General features: G+C 55.4%; 17 protein-coding genes and 1 riboswitch. Of the genes, 10 read left to right on the top strand and 7 right to left on the bottom strand.

Annotation, left to right across the window (positions count from 1 at the left end):
* The first annotated feature begins 270 nt into the window (after positions 1-270).
* The 4 genes from WBY09_RS03635 to WBY09_RS03620 all read left to right on the top strand — a co-directional run bounded on the left by WBY09_RS03635 (position 271) and on the right by WBY09_RS03620 (position 5,485).
* A complete protein-coding gene (locus tag WBY09_RS03635; protein WP_064779906.1) occupies positions 271-1,494 on the top strand; it encodes a response regulator in 1,224 nt (407 codons plus the stop codon).
* A gap of 131 nt (positions 1,495-1,625) precedes the next feature.
* Positions 1,626-2,849, top strand: coding sequence for a response regulator (locus tag WBY09_RS03630; protein WP_336232018.1), 1,224 nt, complete (start codon positions 1,626-1,628; stop codon positions 2,847-2,849).
* Positions 2,850-2,861: 12 nt separating this feature from the next.
* Positions 2,862-4,064 (top strand): HD domain-containing phosphohydrolase, encoded by a 1,203-nt coding sequence (locus WBY09_RS03625; RefSeq protein ID WP_197146090.1) that lies wholly within the window; start codon positions 2,862-2,864, stop codon positions 4,062-4,064.
* Positions 4,064-5,485, top strand: coding sequence for a two-component system sensor histidine kinase NtrB (locus WBY09_RS03620; protein ID WP_197146091.1), 1,422 nt, complete (start codon positions 4,064-4,066; stop codon positions 5,483-5,485). The genes WBY09_RS03625 and WBY09_RS03620 overlap by 1 nt, the downstream gene beginning before the upstream one ends.
* On the opposite strand, the gene WBY09_RS03615 is transcribed toward WBY09_RS03620, so the two are convergent.
* From WBY09_RS03615 to WBY09_RS03605, 3 genes are all read right to left on the bottom strand, one after another.
* Entirely contained in the window at positions 5,482-5,802 is a 321-nt protein-coding gene (locus WBY09_RS03615; RefSeq protein WP_120224147.1) for a YnfA family protein, read from the bottom strand. The two genes, WBY09_RS03620 and WBY09_RS03615, sit on opposite strands and share 4 nt — an antisense overlap.
* Before the next feature lie 16 nt (positions 5,803-5,818).
* On the bottom strand, positions 5,819-6,838 hold the full coding sequence (locus tag WBY09_RS03610; protein ID WP_197146092.1) for an asparaginase: 1,020 nt from the start codon (positions 6,836-6,838) through the stop codon (positions 5,819-5,821).
* 174 nt (positions 6,839-7,012) lie between these two features.
* Positions 7,013-7,597, bottom strand: a complete 585-nt coding sequence (locus tag WBY09_RS03605) for a TetR/AcrR family transcriptional regulator (protein WP_197146093.1) — start codon at positions 7,595-7,597, stop codon at positions 7,013-7,015.
* A 149-nt stretch (positions 7,598-7,746) separates the two neighbouring features.
* On the opposite strand from WBY09_RS03605, the gene WBY09_RS03600 reads away from it, so the two are divergent.
* Positions 7,747-8,505: an SDR family NAD(P)-dependent oxidoreductase gene (locus WBY09_RS03600; RefSeq protein WP_336232017.1), complete on the top strand. Its 759-nt coding sequence runs from the start codon at positions 7,747-7,749 to the stop codon at positions 8,503-8,505.
* A gap of 69 nt (positions 8,506-8,574) precedes the next feature.
* Here WBY09_RS03600 and WBY09_RS03595 read toward each other — a convergent pair whose 3' ends face one another.
* Positions 8,575-9,054 (bottom strand): Lrp/AsnC family transcriptional regulator, encoded by a 480-nt coding sequence (locus WBY09_RS03595; protein ID WP_197146095.1) that lies wholly within the window; start codon positions 9,052-9,054, stop codon positions 8,575-8,577.
* Between the two features lie 140 nt (positions 9,055-9,194).
* On the opposite strand from WBY09_RS03595, the gene phhA reads away from it, so the two are divergent.
* Positions 9,195-10,094, top strand: a complete 900-nt coding sequence (gene phhA, locus WBY09_RS03590) for a phenylalanine 4-monooxygenase (RefSeq protein ID WP_197146096.1) — start codon at positions 9,195-9,197, stop codon at positions 10,092-10,094.
* A gap of 58 nt (positions 10,095-10,152) precedes the next feature.
* On the opposite strand, the gene WBY09_RS03585 is transcribed toward phhA, so the two are convergent.
* Positions 10,153-10,575, bottom strand: a complete 423-nt coding sequence (locus WBY09_RS03585; protein WP_008888386.1) for a response regulator — start codon at positions 10,573-10,575, stop codon at positions 10,153-10,155.
* A 286-nt stretch (positions 10,576-10,861) separates the two neighbouring features.
* Positions 10,862-11,040: riboswitch (cobalamin riboswitch) on the top strand.
* A gap of 136 nt (positions 11,041-11,176) precedes the next feature.
* Here WBY09_RS03585 and WBY09_RS03580 point away from each other — a divergent pair.
* The 3 genes from WBY09_RS03580 to meaB all read left to right on the top strand — a co-directional run bounded on the left by WBY09_RS03580 (position 11,177) and on the right by meaB (position 16,506).
* Complete coding sequence (locus WBY09_RS03580) at positions 11,177-13,225, top strand: methylmalonyl-CoA mutase family protein (protein WP_336232015.1); 2,049 nt, start codon at positions 11,177-11,179, stop codon at positions 13,223-13,225.
* A gap of 2 nt (positions 13,226-13,227) precedes the next feature.
* Positions 13,228-15,381, top strand: coding sequence for a methylmalonyl-CoA mutase (scpA, locus tag WBY09_RS03575; protein WP_336232013.1), 2,154 nt, complete (start codon positions 13,228-13,230; stop codon positions 15,379-15,381).
* Positions 15,382-15,450: 69 nt separating this feature from the next.
* Complete coding sequence (gene meaB / locus WBY09_RS03570) at positions 15,451-16,506, top strand: methylmalonyl Co-A mutase-associated GTPase MeaB (RefSeq protein ID WP_286792823.1); 1,056 nt, start codon at positions 15,451-15,453, stop codon at positions 16,504-16,506.
* Positions 16,507-16,564: 58 nt separating this feature from the next.
* Here the strand turns inward: meaB and WBY09_RS03565 are convergent, their stop codons facing one another.
* Together WBY09_RS03565 and WBY09_RS03560 are read right to left on the bottom strand one after the other, a co-directional pair.
* A complete protein-coding gene (locus WBY09_RS03565) occupies positions 16,565-16,717 on the bottom strand; it encodes a hypothetical protein (RefSeq protein WP_157097701.1) in 153 nt (50 codons plus the stop codon).
* Between the two features lie 144 nt (positions 16,718-16,861).
* Entirely contained in the window at positions 16,862-17,011 is a 150-nt protein-coding gene (locus WBY09_RS03560; protein WP_157097702.1) for a hypothetical protein, read from the bottom strand.
* 203 nt (positions 17,012-17,214) lie between these two features.
* Here WBY09_RS03560 and WBY09_RS03555 point away from each other — a divergent pair, with 203 nt between their 5' ends.
* Entirely contained in the window at positions 17,215-18,213 is a 999-nt protein-coding gene (locus WBY09_RS03555) for a tRNA dihydrouridine synthase (protein ID WP_286792822.1), read from the top strand.
* The last annotated feature ends 82 nt before the right edge of the window (positions 18,214-18,295 follow it).

Below are 18,295 nucleotides of genomic sequence, written 5' to 3'. Positions count from 1 at the left end.
ACAGTGAACATTCTGACAAAACATGACAATTCAGCCCCTGGTTCACTGGCATAAATATATGATTACACAATACTTATCGCGTTGCATGGTTTTCTTGCGCCCTGTTGCGGATCTGACAATCGTGCGATCAATATTGCGGGGCAATGTGTTTGCAACGGCAGCGCCATATATGGGCCGGACCACGCAGGGAACCGGCCTGTGATATTGCGATCTTGTATGGGGTTCCGCCCACCCCCATCTGCAAAATGTATTTAAGAAGAAGCGGGTAAAATGCACCACATTCTGTTTGTTGATGATGATGCCAACATCCTGAACGGATTGCGCCGACGTCTGCGCAGCACCCGTCCCGAGTGGAACCTTTATTTCGCCAATAGCGGATCTGAGGCCATCGAACTTGCCGAAAACAAGGATCTCGACGTCATCGTTTCAGACATCCAGATGCCTGGCATGGACGGTGTGACCTTGCTTGAAACCTTGCAGAAAACCCATCCCGATGCCGTACGTATCATTCTGACCGGTCATGCCGACAACGCATCTTATCTGCGCACCATCGGCCCGGCACACCAGTTTCTGAGCAAACCCTGCGATCATGAAACCCTGGTCGACAGTATTGAAAACGCACTGGGTCTGCGTCAGTTATTGCGAAGCCCCGAACTTAGAACCCTTGTCGCTGGTTCCAAGAGCCTCGCCTCGCCACCCGACACCTATATGCGTCTGGAAACGGCCTTTTCGAACCCGAATTACGCGCTTGATACCATCAGCAAAATTGTTGAGTCCGATATCGCGCTGACCACCGAAGTTTTGAAACTGACCAACTCGTCCTATTTCGCAGTGACGCAGAATGTTTCGTCGGTCGCGCATGCGGTCAGGATGCTGGGGATGGAAACGCTTAAGGCGCTTGCCCTTTTTGTCGGGCTGTATCGCGGCTTTGACGGCCCGGCCAGTCAGGCAGCCAATCTTAAACGCCTGTGCCACCGCTCCCAGCAGATTGGCGTTACCGCGGCCCTGATTGCCGAATATGAACGGCTTCCGCGTGAAATTTGCCATGCTGTGCCATCCATCGGGATGCTTAGTCACATTGGGACGTTGATCCTTTATACCAAGCGCCCTGATGAGATGCAGGCGGTCATTGACCGTGTTGAAAAAGAAGGGATTTCAATTGATCAGGCGGAGGCCGAACAATTCGGGGCCGGACATGCCGAAATCGGTGCCTATTTGTTGGGACTGTGGGGTTTCCCGGCACCTGTCATTCAGGCGGTTGCCTATCATCATCGGCCAATGGATTTACCGCACCGGGAAATGACCGCCTTGACCGCGATCTATGTTGCGCAACATCTGACACGTGAAATTGCCGATCGTGATGCCGGAAGGACGGTCGAAAGCACGATCGATCAGGAATATCTCGCCCAGATCGGCAAGCAGAGCCACATCGAAGAATGGACCAATATTGCGGCTGTTGTGTCCGGCAAATACCGCGAACTGACCAACAACTAGATCACGTGTCCTGATGTGCTCCGTCTTCAGGAAAAAGGGGCAAAAAGGACACGACCCTCCACATATGCGGACTATCAAAGATCCTTTGCAGGCCCCATGTATAGACCATGGAGCACACGCATGAGGTGAAAATGAGCGTCATCCTTTTTGTCGATGATGACAAAAATATTCTGGATGGTTTGCGTCGCCGGTTACGCTCGGTCCGGTCCGGCTGGGAGCTGCATTTCGCGCATGACGCGGAAAGCGCCTTGGCGAAGGCTGCCGAAATGGAACCGGATGTCGTCGTTTCCGACATGCGCATGCCCGGAACCGATGGCGCAGAACTTTTGACCATGATGCAGGAAAAACACCCGCATAGCGCGCGTATCATTCTGTCGGGTTTTGCCGAGGAAGAGGCAATCCTGCGCACGGTTGGCCCGGCGCATCAGTATCTGGCCAAACCGTGTGATGATCAGATGCTGGTCGAAACCATCGAGAATGCGCTTGATCTCCGTAACCTTCTGACCAATCCGGACCTGCGTGCACTTGTTGGCGGGATTGATGCACTTGCCTCCCCGCCGATAACCTATACCAACCTTGTCAAGGCACTGGAAAATCCGCTGACCAGCAACGAGCAGCTTACGGCCATCGTGGCCTCGGACATTGCGTTAACCGCCGAGATCCTGAAGCTGACCAACTCGGCCTATTTTGCGGTTAGCCAGAAAATCACATCTGTCTCGCAAGCCATCCGCATGATTGGCGTCGATACACTTAAGGCGCTTGCCCTGTTTATCGGTCTGTTTCGCAGTTTTGACGGCCCCAAGCCGGCGGTCACGCGGATGATGCAACTGTGCAAACGCAGCCAGCAACTTGGCGTTGTCGCCACCTTGATCGCCGAGCAGGAAAAGCTTTCGAAGGAAGTGATCAGTGTCATGGCCGCTGTAGGCATGCTGAGCCATACGGGTAGTTTGATCCTTTATGCCTATCGCGCCAATGAAATGGCCGAGGTCATCAAGCGTGTCGAAACCGAAGATATTCCGATTAACGTTGCCGAACGTGATCAGTTTGGCGCAGCCCACCCGGAAATTGGTGCGTACCTTTTGGGTCTGTGGGGTTTTCCAAGCGCCATGGTGCAAACGGTTGCCTATCACCATCGCCCGCAAGACACGCGGCATACCGAAATGAACGCGCTTAGCGCAATCTATATCGCCCAGCACCTGGCACGCGAAGTCGCCATTGAAAGCCGCACCGGCCAGGCCCCCGAAAGCCGCATTGACCTTGAATACCTTGAACGTCTGGGAAAAGCCGACCGGTTGCCGGTCTGGCGCGAAATTGCCCGCGTGGTCGAAGAAAAATACCGCGAAATGGACATGTAAGGGAGAGAGATGATGACACAGAATCCCCCTGTACTCTTCGTTGATGACGATGAAAACCTGTTGATGGGACTTAAGCGCAAGCTGCGCGGCAAGTTCGATTTCGACACGGCGGTCGGCCCGCTTCAGGCGCTTGAGAAAATCAAGGCGGGCAACAAATATGCGGTTTGTGTTGCCGACATGCGCATGCCCGACATGGACGGTGTGAAGCTACTGGCCGAGGTTGCCACACTCAGCCCCGACACGGTCAACATGATGCTGACCGGCAATGCCGACCAGCATACCGCGGTCGAAGCAATCAACCGGGGGCATATTTTCCGCTTTTTCAACAAGCCGTGCGAGGACGAGGACCTGATTGCCGGTGTTAAGGCGGGCTTGCGCCAATATCAGTTGATCACTGCAGAAAAGGCGCTGATCGAACAGACCCTGGCAGGCAGTGTGAAGGTCCTGACCGAAGTGCTGGCACAGCTAAATCCAGCGATTTTTGGCAAGGCCATGCGCGCCAAGCTTTGGTGCGATACCATTGCCAAACAGATCGGCTACCCGCATCCGTGGGAGTTGGGGTTGGCCGCGTTGCTGGCGCCCATTGGCTATGTCTCCCTGCCGCCGGAAATCCTTGCCCGTCTTGGCGATGAAAAGCCGCTTCAGCCGCTTGAACGAGATGTGGTCCGTCGCACGCCCGAGGTGGCACGCAAACTGATTTCCAATATCCCGCGGCTGGAACAAGTTGCCGGTATTGTCTATCTGCAAAACCGCAATTTTGACGGATCGGGCTTCCCGGCCGAAGGCCCGCTTGGCACGGAAATTCCGTTGGGTGCGCGGGTCCTTCGAATTTTCAACGACCTTGGCAAAATTGTCGAAAGTGATCTTGTCGTCAAACAGCACTTTGACGAGTTGCGCCACAAGCCTGAACGCTATGACCCGGAACTGCTAAACCAGATCGAGGCGATCCTTGCCCAGGAAGACCCGTCCTACGACAAAGTTGCCTATCCGACCGGCACGGAGCATGACATTTACCTCAAGAACCTGCGGATCGGGGATTTCCTGCTGACCGATATCGAAACGCGCGACGGGCATATCTTGCTGACCCATGGCAATTACGTTTCCGAAATTCAGATCCAGCGGCTGCGCGTTTTTCAGGAACTTCACCAGTTTCATGAACCCATTCGTGTCCGGCGCGGCGGGCATGACCAGGTTGCCGGGGGCGGAGGGGCCTGATGTCTGAAAAGATTGAAAACCTGCACGACACCAAGATCCTGAGTGGCACATCCGATCTGACATCTGGGGCGGATCTGCTTGAGGCAGCCAAGGAAATTGATGCGCCAGAAGACGTTCGCGCCCACTTCCTGGCACTGATGGGGGAACAGAAGCGCCGCAAGCTCGAAACCATGCAGCGGCTCAAGACCATTCTTGATAGCGTTGTCGAGGGGATCCTGATCATTGATGCCACCGGCATGATCCAGGACTTCAACAAATCAGCCGCCGAAATCCTGCGCGCAACCGGCGATGAGCTGTTGGGCACTTCGGTCGATGTGATGTTCATTGATCGCAAGGCAACCGTGCGCCACAAGCTTTTGAACCGCTGCATCAATATCAGCAGTGGTGTGCTGAAATATGACTATACCGAAACCATGGCGCAGCGCCTTGATGGCGACAGCTTTCCGATGGAAATCATCGTAAGTCCGGCCAATTTCGCCTCCGAGATGAGTTATCTTTACATTTTCCGCGACATCACCCGACGCAAGAACGCGGAAGTCGCGCAAAAGAAGCTTGAAGAAGACCTGCGCGAGGCCCTTAAGCTTGAGGCGATTGGCCATCTTGCTGGCGGCATTGCCCATGAAATTAATACGCCCAGCCAGTATATCCGCGATAACCTGAAGTTCCTTAATGACAGTTACGGGGCGCTGTCACGCATGCTTGGTCTCGCCTTGCAGACCCTGTGGAAAAACCGCGCAAATTTGCCGCCCAATACGTTTGAGGATTTCGCCCGACAAATGCGTGATTCCGATCTTGAATTCCTGCTTGAGGAAATCCCGCATGCCACCCAACAATCCCTTGATGGCATTAATCAGGTGGCGCGAATTGTCCTGTCGATGAAGGAATTCTCCCACCCCGGCGGGACGGAAAAAACCACCACCGACATCAACCGGGTCCTGTCGAACGTGATTGTGATTTCACGCAATGAATGGAAACACAATGCCGACATCACCGAAGAATTCGATCCGGAAATCCCGCATATTCCCTGCCACATCAACGAGGTCAATCAGGTCTTCCTCAACCTGATCGTCAACGCGGCACAGGCCATTCAGGCGGCCGGGCGCAAACCCGATGAAGGTCACATCACGGTCAAGACCACGTCGCTTGATGACAGCATCCTGATTTCGATTTCCGACAACGGAACCGGCATTGCCAAGGAAAACAGGTCAAAGGTGTTCAACCCGTTCTTTACCACCAAGGAAGTTGGCAAGGGCACAGGACAGGGACTTTCGATCACCCATGACATCGTCACGGTGCGTCACGGCGGGCGCATCTGGTTTGAAACCGACATGGGAAAGGGAACGACTTTCCGCGTACTTCTGCCCGCCGAAGACCGCACCGGCAAAAAGTCCGACGCAAAATCCGAAAAAACCAAGACCTAACGCGGGGCAAACAGGATGATCCCGGCCCCCAAAAGGCAAACCAGCAATCCGGTTACATCCCAGCGGTCGGGGGTGGTGCGTTCAACCACCCACATCCAGAAGATTGATGCCGTGATGTAAACCCCGCCATAGGCCGCATAGGCCCGCCCGGCAAAGTCGGCCTCAACCCGGGTCAGAAGCCAGGCAAAGACAATCAGGGATGCCACACCCGGCACGACCCAAAGGATCGATTTCCCGGACCGAAGCCAGGCCCAGAAGGCAAAACACCCGGCAATTTCGGCAATCGCCGCAAAGATATAGGCCGCAATGCTTTGCATCTATTCCCCGTTTTGATCAGAAGGCCGGGCGCAAGTCCCCGGCATATTTGCCCGCCCAGTTGGTCAGAACCGGGGTCAGGTATTTTTTAAGGACCTCTGCCTTGGCGTCATCAATCACGCCATGTTTGCGCAGGATCGCGCCCATCGCAACCTCTGCCCCGCGCTGGGTGCCATCATCGATCTTAAGCGCCACACCAAGCCCCTGTTTGGGGAAGGCCGCGCAATAGACCCCCTCTGCGCCGACCTTGACCAGTGCATCTTCACCGCATTCTTCCATGATACCGGTGCAAAAACGCCCGGTTCCGGCAACCATGAAGGGCGCATTTGCACAGCCCTTGCGGATGCGCTTGATCGCATCAATACGTTTGGCATCAAGGCCCACCGGATCTGCCATCCGCGCCATGGCAAGGCCCAGATCACGCAACCGCATGCCAATCACCGGAATGCCACATCCATCAATACCGCGCGGGGTCGAAGACAGATCGCAATCCCCCATTTCTTCCAACACCTTGATCAGGCGTTGCTGAACCGGATGGGATTCTTCGATATAGCCGCTCGGATCTTCGCCCAACTGCTGCGCGGTCGACAGGAACCCGGAATGCTTGCCAGAGCAATTGTTGTGCGCCTTCGTCAGGCTCACATGATCAGACGCCTGTTTAATCGCTGCATTCAGGCTGAGTGAATAATGCGGGGCGCATTCCAGCGTATCGACCGAAAGACCGATCTTCTCCAACCACGCCTTTACGGTTTGGGCGTGTTCTTCCTCGCCATTATGCGATGAACAGGCAAGGGCAATGTGTTTGTCCTCAAGCCCGAAGGCCTCTACCGCGCCGCTTTCAACAAACGGAATGGCCAGAAGCGGTTTGATCGCCGATCGCGGATACATCAGCGCATCAATATCGCCCCCCTGATCAACCACTGTCCCGTCAGACGTCATCACGACGTAGCGCCCGCGATGGAAACTTTCGACCATATCGCCGCGTGTGGCTTCTGCAAGGATCGGGTTGGCGGCAAGGGGCACTGGGGACTGAGGCATTTCGCGAAGCTCCGGGGCTGGATGGACTTGGGGTCGACCGAGGTATGAACCCTGATCATGCTATGCCCGAAATATGGGCGTGAAGGCAAGCAAGACCAGCCTTCGCAGATATAAAAAACACCCTGTCAGGGCAGAGCGTTGATTGTCGCAAGATCACGATGAATAGAGGTAGCGTCATGCTTGCGGCCAGGCGCAAAGTGCCTGATCGGCAATACGTTCGAGGCGTTCGCGGCTGAAGCCTGCCTTGGCCTGCACGGCCATGCCATGCAGGACGGTGAGAACGAATGACGCAAGCGCCGCAGCATCAGTAGATGCTGGCAAGTCACCCTCGGTCTTTGCCTTTTCGAATCGCTTGCGAAGCATTGCCTCGCCCTCTGCGCGGGCATCAATCAGTGCTTTTCGCACAGCCTCAGCATCGTCTGATCCGGCAAGAACACCATTGATGCCAAGACAGCCCGTATGGTCGGCATAGCGCGTATGCAGCTCAGCGGCCTGATAAAGAATGTGGGCGGCAACTTCCCGCGCCGTCGGGCGGTCGAGCGCAACCGGAATGAAATCAAGATAGTGCTCGTAGTAGCGGTCCAGCGCCTTACGAAACAGGGCTTCTTTATTACCAAACGCGGAATAAAGGGCCGGGCGTTCCACACCGGTCGCTTCTGTCAGATCGGCATAAGACGCGCCCTCGTAGCCTTTACGCCAGAAAACGCGCAGTGCAGCGTCAAGTACCTTTTCCACATCAAATTCGCGATGACGTCCCATCAAACCGATCCTTCTTTTTCGTAACGACCGTTACTAAACCACTTGACAGGTCATGTCCAGTTTTCATAACTAGCATTATCGTAATGATCGTTATGAAATATTGGTCGCCGAATTCTGCGACCAGTTTCCTCACACAGAAAGGTTTTATCATGACCGCAGTTCTCAGCGGAAAAGTTGCTCTTGTCACGGGTGGTTCTCGTGGCCTCGGCGCGGCAACAGCTGAAAAGCTTGCCGATCTTGGCGCAGATGTTGCCATCAGCTATGCGTCCTCTGACGAAAAGGCCAAGGCCGTCGTCAATAGGCTCGGATCAAAAGGCGTTCGCGCGATCGCCATCAAAAGCGATCAATCCGATCTGGCCTCTGCCAAGCCGTTGATTGACGCCGTGATTGCCGAATTCGGCAAACTCGACATTCTTGTGAATAATGCAGGCATCGCCATACAGGGACAGTCGGTGGATGATCCCGAACTTGATGGCGAAAATTATAACCGTCAGTGGCAGGTCAATGTCATGGGAACGATCGCCAATACCCGTGCGGCCGCACCCAGGCTTTCCAACGGTGGCCGCATCATCTTTATCGGCTCATTGCTTGGTAGTTACGTTCCATTTGCCGGCGCTGCTGATTATGCTGGAACCAAAGCTGCCCTTGTCGGCTATGCCAAGGGTGTTGCCCGCGATCTCGGTGGACGCAACATCACGGTGAATGTCATTCAGCCCGGTGTGATGCCAACAGAGATGGCAACTGAAGTCCTTGGGGATGACATCCCGGATGCGCTTCTCGATATGCATCCGATCCGAAGTATTGCTACGTTGGAGGAAGTTTCTGAAACCATCGCCTTTTTTGCTGGTCCGCATGCCGGGTACATCACTGGCGAGACCATCAATATCGCGGGTGGTCTCGGCACCTGATTGCGACTGCCACCAAAGACTGGGCCGGGTGCATTTGCACCCGGCCCCGCATACGTCTTTCCGATACCTTTAACCGCCTTTCGGCAACGGTATGGCTGTCAGGTTCTTGTATTCCTTTAAAACCAGACTGGATTGCACATCGCGCACATTGGGCATTGAAAGCAACTGATGGGTAACAAAATCGCCAAAGCTTTCGATATCGCGTGCCACAGACACCAGCAGAAAATCCTGCCGTCCCGTCATCGCCCAGCAGGACAGGATTTCCGGAAGATCATTCATCGCGCGGGCGAAATCCTCCGCCCCTTGTTCGGTATGGCTTTGCAAGCGGACCTGAATGGTCGCCAGCACCCCAAAGCCGAGTTTCTTGCGATCCAGAAGGGCGACCTGACGTTTGATCACCCCGGATGCCTCAAGCTGTTTGACCCGACGCAAACACGGCGATGGCGACATGCCGACCATTTCAGCCAGTTGAACATTGCTGATGGCGGCGTCCTTTTGCAGGGCCTGCAGGATGCGGATATCGGTCGCACTTAGCGTCACGTCGGTCATTTTAAACCCCAAATCAAACACACAAGGTCACAATATGCACATCATAGCCGATTTCGATGCCCTATTGGCCAGAAAATGACATTAGAGTTGATGTAAAATGATCCTTGTAAATCGGCAATAGAACCCGAAAGAGGACGGCCATGAATCAGGGAAACGATCTGCGTGGTGATTACAGCCACATCAATGACGACTACACCATCGATCAGGACTGGAGCACATATACCGAGGCCGAGCACGAACTTTGGCGCAAACTTTATGACCGCCAGTCGCGCATTTTGGCCGGTTATGCCGCCGAGGATTACATTCGCAATCTGATGAAACTTGATGCGGCGGATCAGATTCCGCATTTCGGCCGGGTTAGCGAGAAGCTCCATGCGGCGACCGGCTGGCATCTTGTGGCTGTTCCGGGGCTGGTGCCTGATGATGTGTTTTTTGACCATCTTGCCAATCGGCGGTTCCCGGTCACGGTGTGGCTGCGCAAGCCCGAGGAAATGGATTATCTGGTCGAACCCGACATCTTCCATGACTTTTTTGGTCATGTGCCGATGCTCTATGACCCGACCTTTGCCGACTATCTGGCAGCCTATGGCGCCAAGGGCCCAGAGGCCATTGCGATGGGCGGCCTGAAACAGCTGGCGCGGATGTATTGGTACATGGTGGAGTTTGGCCTGATCATGACCCCGCATGGATTGCGCGCCTATGGGGCTGGCATGTTGTCATCGCAAACCGAAACCATCTATTCGGTGACCGATCCCACACCAAACCGGGTAGCGTTCGAGCTTGAACGCGTCATGGGCACGGATTATGCGATTGATGATTTCCAGAAAACCTATTTCGTTCTGGAAAGTTACGATCAGTTGTTTGACGCGATGAATGTGCCGCTCGCCCCGATCTATGATCGGCTCGCCAAGAAGCCTGCGATTGATCCGGCAACCACCTTGCCGACAGACCGGCTTTATCATGTGCATGGTGCTGCAGACAGCATCATTTCCCTGGGCGAGGAGACCCACAGGACCCACAGACAACAACGCCCTGCGTAAGGCAGGGCGTGGCGATCCGTTCAGGATTGATCAAGGCAGGGCTGGTCTGGCAGCACCGCTAGCAGGCACTGATGGAATGACCCAGCACCCGATTGAGTTGCTCAAGCACCACTTTCGGGCTGGCGTCCTTGCTGATGAAATCGGCCGCCCCAAGCGCATCGGCTTGTGCGCGGGTGTCGGCATCATAATGGGCCGAGAAGAAGAAAACCGGCACGTTTTGGCTGTTGGGATAGCGGCGGCGAATTTCGCAGAACGCTTCAAAGCCGCTCATACCCGGCATTTCGATATCAAGGATGATGGCACGGGGATAAAGCCCGTCCAGCTGATCAATCAGATCATCGGCACAATCAAAACCGGCCACGTCATATCCTGCCCGACGCAACACTGTTTCAAGGGCTGCTTTGGCGCTGGGACTGTCGTCGGCGAACGCAACCAGTCCATCAGGACAGAATTGCGACGGCATGGCGCTGAGCGCGTTCATGGATGGCGATACTCCGAGTTTTGGGACAAGTCCAAACTGACAGACGAAAATGTCAAATTGGTTAAACCCGCCAAATTTTTGCCACGCAATGTTCCGGCTTCACCCTGATCTTGCACCCGTGCCGCGAAAGTATAAGGCCGCAAGGATCGGAACCATGCGGCGCGCAAACCACGAACAGACGTGCAAAACCCCAATGTTTCCGCCGACATAACGTTACGGAAACCTGATTTGTCGGGGTCGATATCCGTCTAAATAGGTATTTCCATGCCTATTTACGGAATTAAGGACAGGTGCTATAAACCGCCATGTCGCGAATGTGACCGGAAAATAGGATCGGGAATCCGGTGCGGCCGTGCTTTAGCGCACTTTGGCCAAGCCCGGAACTGCCCCCGCAACTGTAAGCGTGACGGCCTTTTTGCAGGCTTTCTCGCGAGTCAGAATACCGATGGTGTTTTCTTGGCATGAAATGGGCCGGGCGGGGTGTACCGGGTACTGGGAATCCGTAGTAGAATAGAATTTGGCAACGTTCCGTGCCCGACGCCATATGAAGACCCCATATGGAGTCGCATCAAGGACGGGACACACCAAGCCGGGAGAAACCATGTCCGACCCGCTAAAGCTCGCATCCGAATTTCCATCTGCTGATTACGCAAGTTGGCGCAAGCTTGCCGAAGAGGCCCTTAAAGGGGCCCCGTTCGAAAAGAAGCTTGTCACCAATACGCTTGATGGTTTTTCCGTTCAGCCGATCTATACAAATGACGATCAGGATGACGCGACCCGGCTGATCCACGAAGTTCTTAATGCCACGGTCGAGCCGCGCGAAACCGTAACCGGTTGGGACATCCGTCAACTTCATACCCATCCCGATCCCAAGGCGACCAATACCGCGATCCTCGAGGACCTTGAAAATGGGGCGACCTCAATCACGCTAAAACTTGATGCCGCCGCCCGTGCCGGGCGCGAAATCAGTTCTGCCGAGGTCGGTGTTGACGGTATTGCCATTCATTGTCTGGCCGATCTCGATGCCGCGCTTGAGGATGTTTACACCAACCTTGCCACCGTCGGACTTGATGCCGGGGCGGCAGGTGTTCCGGCCGCAGCACTTCTGGCCGCCCATATCGCAAATACCGATGGTGCCGACGAAGCCGCACCGGCCTTTAACATTGATCCGATCGGAACCCTTGCGTCCACTGGCACCCTGCCCTGTGGCGCACAGGATGCGGTTGATCATGCGGCAAGCGTTGCGGTCGAGCTGATTGATCTGTTCCCGCTGGCAACCGCAATTTCAGTGAATGGCGCACCTTATTACAATGCCGGGGCCACCGATGGTCAGGAACTGGCCTGCCTGCTGGCAAGCGGGGTGACCTATTTGCGCGCCCTGACCGATGCCGGGATGGCGGTTGATCAGGCCGCGGGTGCGATGGTGTTTAACGTTGCCATCGGCACCGACTTCTTTGCCGGGATCGCCAAGCTGCGTGCCCTTCGCATGATGTGGAGCCGCGTCCTTTCGGCATCGGGTGCCGAGGATGCGACGATTACGGTCAACGCGGTTTCAGCCGAAATGGCCCTGACCAAGGTTGATCCGTGGGTCAATATGCTGCGCACAACGGTCACCAGCTTTGCCGCCGGTCTGGGTGGTGCGGACAGTGTGACCTGCCTGCCTTATGATCATCTGATTGGCCTGCCAGATGGCTTTGCACGCCGTATTGCACGCAACACCCAACTGATTTTACAGGAAGAAAGCAACGTGCACCGGGTCATCGATCCGGCTGGTGGTTCGTGGTTTATTGAAAACCTGACCAAGGAGCTGGCGAAGGCCGCCTGGACGAAATTCCAGTCGCTTGAATCTTCGGGTGGTATTCTAAGTGCCCTTGCCAATGGCAGTCTCAAGACCGAGATCGAGACCGTTTGGAATGCGCGTGAAAACCGCCTGTCGACCCGTCGTAATCCGCTGACCGGTGTGTCGGAATTTCCCAACATCACAGAAGCCAAAGTAACCTGCGAAAAGCCGGACCTTGAGGCAATCGTTGCAGATGCCAAGGCCCGCCAGACCAAATTTGATGGCACGGTCGGCAAAAGCCTGAGCGCCATGATTGAGGCCGCGCGCGCAGGTGCCACCATCGGGCACATGTTTACCGATCTTTATGGCACCAGTGCCGCGACATGTATCGGCGCCCTGCCCGCCCATCGACTTGCCGAACGTTACGAAGCGCTTCGCAAACGGTCTGATGCGCATAAGGCAAAGACCGGATCCTTCCCGCAGGTCTTCCAGGCCAATCTTGGCAAGGTTGCCCAGCACACGGCACGCGCGACCTTTGCGCGCAACTTCTTTGAAGCAGGCGGGATCGAGGCGATCACCAATAACGGCTTTGCCAATGCCGATGATGTTGCAACCGCCTTTGGCAACAGCGGGGCGAAAATCGCCATCATTTGCGGATCAGACGCGCAATATGCCGACATGGCAGCGGATGTTGCCAAGGCGCTGAAAGCCAAGGGGGCAAGCATGGTTTATCTTGCTGGCCAGCCGGGCGATGCCAGGTCCGATTACGAAGCAGCCGGCATTAACGAGTTTGTTTTTGTCGGGGCCGATGTCCTTGCCATTTGCGGTACCGCACTTGATCATCTTCTTGGCAAACAGGGGGAGAAATAACCATGACCCGCATTCCTGATTTCTCCGACCTTCCGCTGTTTGATGGCGCGTCCGCAGGTGCCAAGGACCCGTTTGAAAGCACGCCCTGGACCACGCCAGAAGGCATTGATGTCAAATCATCCTACGGGCCCAAGGATCTGGATGGCATTGATCACCTGAACACCATGCCGGGCATGCCGCCGTTTTTGCGCGGCCCCTACCCGACCATGTATGTGCAACGTCCCTGGACAATCCGCCAATATGCCGGTTTCTCGACAGCCGAGGAATCGAACGCGTTTTATCGCCGTAACCTTGCCGCCGGGCAAAAGGGGCTTTCGATTGCCTTCGATCTGGCGACCCATCGCGGCTATGACAGCGATCATCCGCGCGTCGCAGGTGATGTTGGCATGGCCGGTGTGGCGATTGACAGCATCTATGACATGCGCACCCTTTTTGATGGCATCCCGCTTGATGAGATGTCGGTTTCCATGACCATGAATGGTGCGGTTCTGCCGGTGATGGCGCTTTATATCGCAGCAGCCGAAGAACAGGGCGTTGCGCACGAACAGCTTTCGGGCACCATTCAGAATGACATTCTGAAAGAGTTCATGGTGCGCAACACCTATATCTATCCGCCGAAACCATCGATGCGGATCATTTCGGACATCTTTGCCTTTACCTCGCAAAACATGCCGAAATTCAACTCGATCTCGATTTCCGGCTATCACATGCAGGAAGCCGGTGCGACGGCTGATCTTGAGCTCGCCTATACCCTGGCCGATGGCATCGAATATGCCCGTGCCGGTCAGGCAGCAGGCCTTCCGATTGATAAATTCGCGCCGCGTCTGTCGTTCTTCTGGGCGATTGGCATGAACTTCTTCATGGAAATCGCCAAGATGCGCGCGGCCCGCATGATCTGGGCCAAGCTTATCAAACAGTTTGATCCGCAAAACCCGAAATCGCTGTCGCTGCGCACCCACAGCCAGACGTCGGGCTGGTCATTGACCGCACAGGATGTGTTTAACAACGTCATCCGTACCTGTGTTGAGGCCATGGCATCCACCCAAGGCCACACCCAGTCGCTGCATACCAATGCACTGGACGAAGCATTGGCCCTGCCGACCGATTTCTCGGCCCGGATTGCGCGTAACACCCAGCTGTTCCTGCAACAGGAAAGCGGCACCACCAATGTTATCGATCCGTGGGGTGGTTCATACTATGTCGAACGCCTGACCCGAGATTTGGCGGAAAAGGCATGGGCCCATATCGCCGAGGTCGAAGAACAGGGCGGCATGGCCAAGGCGATTGAAGCCGGCATTCCTAAAATGCGTATTGAAGAAGCTGCGGCCCGCACGCAAGCCCGCATTGATAGCGGCCGTCAAACCTTGGTCGGTGTGAACAAATACCGTGTGACTGATGATCGCCCGGTTGATGTGCTTCAGGTCGATAACGCCGAAGTCCGTCGTCAACAGATCGCCAAGCTTGAACGTCTGCGTGCGGAGCGTGACAACGCAGCAGTTGAAAGTGCCCTGACCGCGCTGACCAATGCCGCCGATGCTGGCAATGGTAACCTGCTTGAACTGGCTGTCGAGGCGGCCCGTGCCAAATGTACGGTTGGCGAGATTTCCGATGCGCTTGAAAAGGTCTATGGCCGTCATCAGGCGGTTATTCGCTCCATCTCCGGCGTTTATAAAACAGAGGTCGGCGCTGATAACGAAGCGCTGGCCAAGGTTGATCGCCTGATCACGCAGTTTGAGGCCAATGAAGGCCGCCGTCCGCGGATCCTGATCGCCAAGATGGGGCAGGATGGTCATGATCGTGGGCAGAAGGTGATCGCAACGGCCTTTGCCGATCTTGGCTTTGATGTCGATATCGGCCCGCTGTTCCAGACCCCGGAAGAAGCCGCCAAACAGGCAGTGGAAAACGATGTTCATATCGTGGGGGCAAGCTCGCTTGCCGCCGGTCATCTGACCCTTGTGCCGCAGCTGCGGGCCGAACTTGATAAGCTTGGCCGTGAAGACATCATGATTGTTGCCGGCGGCGTGATCCCGCCGCAGGACTTCGACAAACTGTTCGAAGCCGGGGCCGAGGCGATCTTCCCGCCCGGAACGGTCATTGCCGAAGCGGCTGGCGACCTGCTAGAAAAGCTTAATCAGTCTGGCGAGGAAGCGGCCTGATCGCCGCTTCCTTCCAACCCGACGTAACGCTTTGCTGGCGTGAGACGCGCCATATTCAAGGAACGCCTGGTGAAAGAAACGCTGCGCACCATACCTGCAGGCTCGGGCGGCACGGTCAGCCCGCGCAAGGCCGTGCGCAGACGCGTGCTTTCAACCGATGAAATCGTTAAGGGTGTTCTGGCCGGTGATCGCACCATTTTGTCGCGTGCGATTACGCTGGTTGAAAGCCGCAATCCCAAACATTTCGAACAGGCACAAGCCGTTCTGGCCGAACTCATGCCCAACACGGGCGGATCGCAGCGCATCGGCATTACCGGGGTTCCCGGTGTTGGCAAATCGACCTTTATCGAGGCGTTTGGCAAAAACCTGACCAGGGCTGGTAAAAAGGTAGCCGTGCTTGCGGTTGATCCGACCAGCGCACGATCCGGCGGGTCCATTTTGGGCGACAAGACCCGGATGAACGAACTTTCGATTGATCCCAATGCCTATATCCGCCCATCACCCAGCAGTGGGTATCTGGGCGGGGTCAATCGCATGACGCGCGAAACCATCCTTCTGTGCGAGGCGGCCGGTTTTGATGTGGTTCTGGTCGAAACCGTTGGCGCCGGACAAAGCGAAACCATGGTCGCGCAGATGACCGACTTCTTCCTTGTCCTGATGTTACCCGGTGCGGGGGATGAGCTTCAGGGCATCAAGAAGGGTGTGCTTGAAATTGCCGATCTGATTGCGGTCAACAAGGCCGATGCCGACCCGGCAAAGGCGCGTGAAGCAAAACGTGAGTATTCCTCAGCTTTGCGAATCATGCAGCCCACCAGCAAATATTGGCGGCCGCAATCGGTGATGGTTTCAGCGCTGATCAATGACGGGCTTGATAACATCTGGGATCTGATCAACCAGCACCGCGCTGTGATGGAAAAGGAAGGCGAGTTCACCGCCAAGCGTGCCCGCCAGCAACATGACTGGATGTGGACGATGCTGCGTGACCGGTTGCTTGAAACCTTTACCGCGCGCGATGACGTGGCAAGCCGAATTCAGGCGCTTGAGGCTGACGTTTTATCGGGCACTACCAACCCGACCGCCGCGGTCGAGGAATTGCTGGGCCTGATCAAGATCGCCGCGAAATAGGCAAAACAAAAGGCCGCACAAAACGCGCGGCCTCTTAAACCATTTCGCTGTGGCTGGCTTACTTGTTTTCAGCCGCTTTCAGCTTTTCTTTCAGGATTTTGAGCTTCTCGACCGCATCGTTGATTTCCTGATCAAGATGCTTGAGGCCTTCGCGCTTTTCGGTCGGCACGGACTCGAGCTCATCCAGGGCTTTTTCTACGATATACAGCATCCTGCAATCCTCCTTGTTTTGCTATCGGCGACGTCACTGCGGCACCGTGGGCACCGGCAACATTCAGGCTGGTTAACATAACACCCAGCATGGACCAACCGATGTGTCGTTTCAAAGACATGGATCAAGAATGATCCAAAACTATCAACCGGCTGTCTGTTCAAGACGTTCCTGAAGGACCCGGATGCTTTCGGAGGTTGATTGCAAAACCTGTTCAAGGCCGGAGAGTTTTTCACGGGCTTCGCGCGAGACCGCTTCGACTTCATCAAGCGCGCTTTCAAAGATATAGAGCATGAAGTTGCCCTTTCATTGTTGTTTTTGATGGTTCAAAGCTAGCCGCCAATTTCGCTGAAACCGTGTCAGCAATGCGCTATTTCTGCCGTATTTCACCAAGGGTCCTCGCAGGACGGCAAGGCTGATCTGTGATTTTTCACCGACAGGTTTGGACGGTTTGTGGTAAAACCCGCCAACTGATTTTCTGAAACTGGGTAAACCCGATGACGCACTTGGTGCTGGCACCGATGGAAGGACTTGTTGACTGGCGGGTTCGGCAATTGCTGAGTGCTGCCGGCGGGTTCGACCTGTGCGTGACCGAGTTTATCCGTGTGTCGCAGAACCTGTTTCCGGCACATGTGTTTCATCGCTATTGCCCGGAACTTTTGAACGGTGGCAAGACCCTTTCGGGTGTGCCGGTTCTGGTTCAACTAATGGGCCATGACCCGGAACTGATGGGCGAAAACGCGGTTGTCGCGGTTGAGCTTGGCGCGCCGGGCATTGATATCAATTTCGGCTGCCCGTCCAAGACCGTGAACAAGCGCGAAGCCGGTGCGTCGCTTTTGAAATGTCCTGAAAACCTTTATGAAATCGTTTCGGCCGTGCGCCGTGCGGTGCCGGATCACATCCCGGTCAGTGCCAAGGTCCGGCTTGGCTATTCCGACAAGGAAATGTTCCTTGATATTGCGCGTGCGGTTGAGGCCGGCGGCGCGCAGCACCTGACTGTGCATGCGCGTACCAAGATGGAAGGCTACAAACCGCCGGCGCATTGGGAATATCTTGCGCGCATTCGCGAAGCCATTTCCATTGGCATGACCGGCAATGGCGAGATTTGGGATGTCGCGGATTATCAGAAATGCCGCGATATATCGGGCTGCGACAGCTTTATGATCGGCAGGGGCGCCATTGCCGCCCCTGACCTTGCCAACCGGATCAAGGCATTTGAAGGCGGATCACACCTGCCCAAGGAAAGCTGGGCGGATGTTCTGTCCATGTTGCTGGCCTATTGCGATCTGATGGCGTCAGATGGTGCGTCGGAAAATCATCAGGCCGGGCGTATCAAACAATGGATGGCCCTGATCCGCAAAAGCCACACCCAGGGTGAAGCCTGTTTTGACGAGATCAAACGTATCCGTTCTATTGACGAACTGCGCGCCAAGCTGCAACACGATATGGCCTTGCCGGAAAATCAACGGACAAGTGACCTTATTGCTGCGGAGTAGCCGGTCAGTCTAGCCAGATATCCAAAAATAAAAACGGGCGGTCATCACGACCGCCCGTTTTTATTCGATCAGACTTTTGATC

Origin of the sequence: Thalassospira sp. CH_XMU1458 (genome assembly GCF_037027205.1) — a bacterium.
GTDB lineage: Bacteria > Pseudomonadota > Alphaproteobacteria > Rhodospirillales > Thalassospiraceae > Thalassospira > Thalassospira tepidiphila.
This window is presented reverse-complemented; position numbering and strand designations above follow the sequence as displayed.

What these genes read in the sequence shown, in the direction of transcription:
- WBY09_RS03630 (WP_336232018.1), top strand. Translation starts at nt 1,626, where the DNA reads ATGAGCGTCATCCTTTTTGTCGATGATGACAAAAATATTCTGGATGGT.
- WBY09_RS03615 (WP_120224147.1), bottom strand. Translation starts at nt 5,802, where the DNA reads ATGCAAAGCATTGCGGCCTATATCTTTGCGGCGATTGCCGAAATTGCC.
- WBY09_RS03605 (WP_197146093.1), bottom strand. Translation starts at nt 7,597, where the DNA reads ATGGGACGTCATCGCGAATTTGATGTGGAAAAGGTACTTGACGCTGCA.
- WBY09_RS03555 (WP_286792822.1), top strand. Translation starts at nt 17,215, where the DNA reads ATGACGCACTTGGTGCTGGCACCGATGGAAGGACTTGTTGACTGGCGG.
- WBY09_RS03580 (WP_336232015.1), top strand. Translation starts at nt 11,177, where the DNA reads ATGTCCGACCCGCTAAAGCTCGCATCCGAATTTCCATCTGCTGATTAC.
- WBY09_RS03620 (WP_197146091.1), top strand. Translation starts at nt 4,064, where the DNA reads ATGTCTGAAAAGATTGAAAACCTGCACGACACCAAGATCCTGAGTGGC.
- WBY09_RS03600 (WP_336232017.1), top strand. Translation starts at nt 7,747, where the DNA reads ATGACCGCAGTTCTCAGCGGAAAAGTTGCTCTTGTCACGGGTGGTTCT.
- WBY09_RS03560 (WP_157097702.1), bottom strand. Translation starts at nt 17,011, where the DNA reads ATGCTCTATATCTTTGAAAGCGCGCTTGATGAAGTCGAAGCGGTCTCG.
- WBY09_RS03595 (WP_197146095.1), bottom strand. Translation starts at nt 9,054, where the DNA reads ATGACCGACGTGACGCTAAGTGCGACCGATATCCGCATCCTGCAGGCC.
- phhA (WP_197146096.1), top strand. Translation starts at nt 9,195, where the DNA reads ATGAATCAGGGAAACGATCTGCGTGGTGATTACAGCCACATCAATGAC.
- scpA (WP_336232013.1), top strand. Translation starts at nt 13,228, where the DNA reads ATGACCCGCATTCCTGATTTCTCCGACCTTCCGCTGTTTGATGGCGCG.
- WBY09_RS03585 (WP_008888386.1), bottom strand. Translation starts at nt 10,575, where the DNA reads ATGAACGCGCTCAGCGCCATGCCGTCGCAATTCTGTCCTGATGGACTG.
- WBY09_RS03625 (WP_197146090.1), top strand. Translation starts at nt 2,862, where the DNA reads ATGACACAGAATCCCCCTGTACTCTTCGTTGATGACGATGAAAACCTG.
- WBY09_RS03565 (WP_157097701.1), bottom strand. Translation starts at nt 16,717, where the DNA reads ATGCTGTATATCGTAGAAAAAGCCCTGGATGAGCTCGAGTCCGTGCCG.
- WBY09_RS03635 (WP_064779906.1), top strand. Translation starts at nt 271, where the DNA reads ATGCACCACATTCTGTTTGTTGATGATGATGCCAACATCCTGAACGGA.
- WBY09_RS03610 (WP_197146092.1), bottom strand. Translation starts at nt 6,838, where the DNA reads ATGCCTCAGTCCCCAGTGCCCCTTGCCGCCAACCCGATCCTTGCAGAA.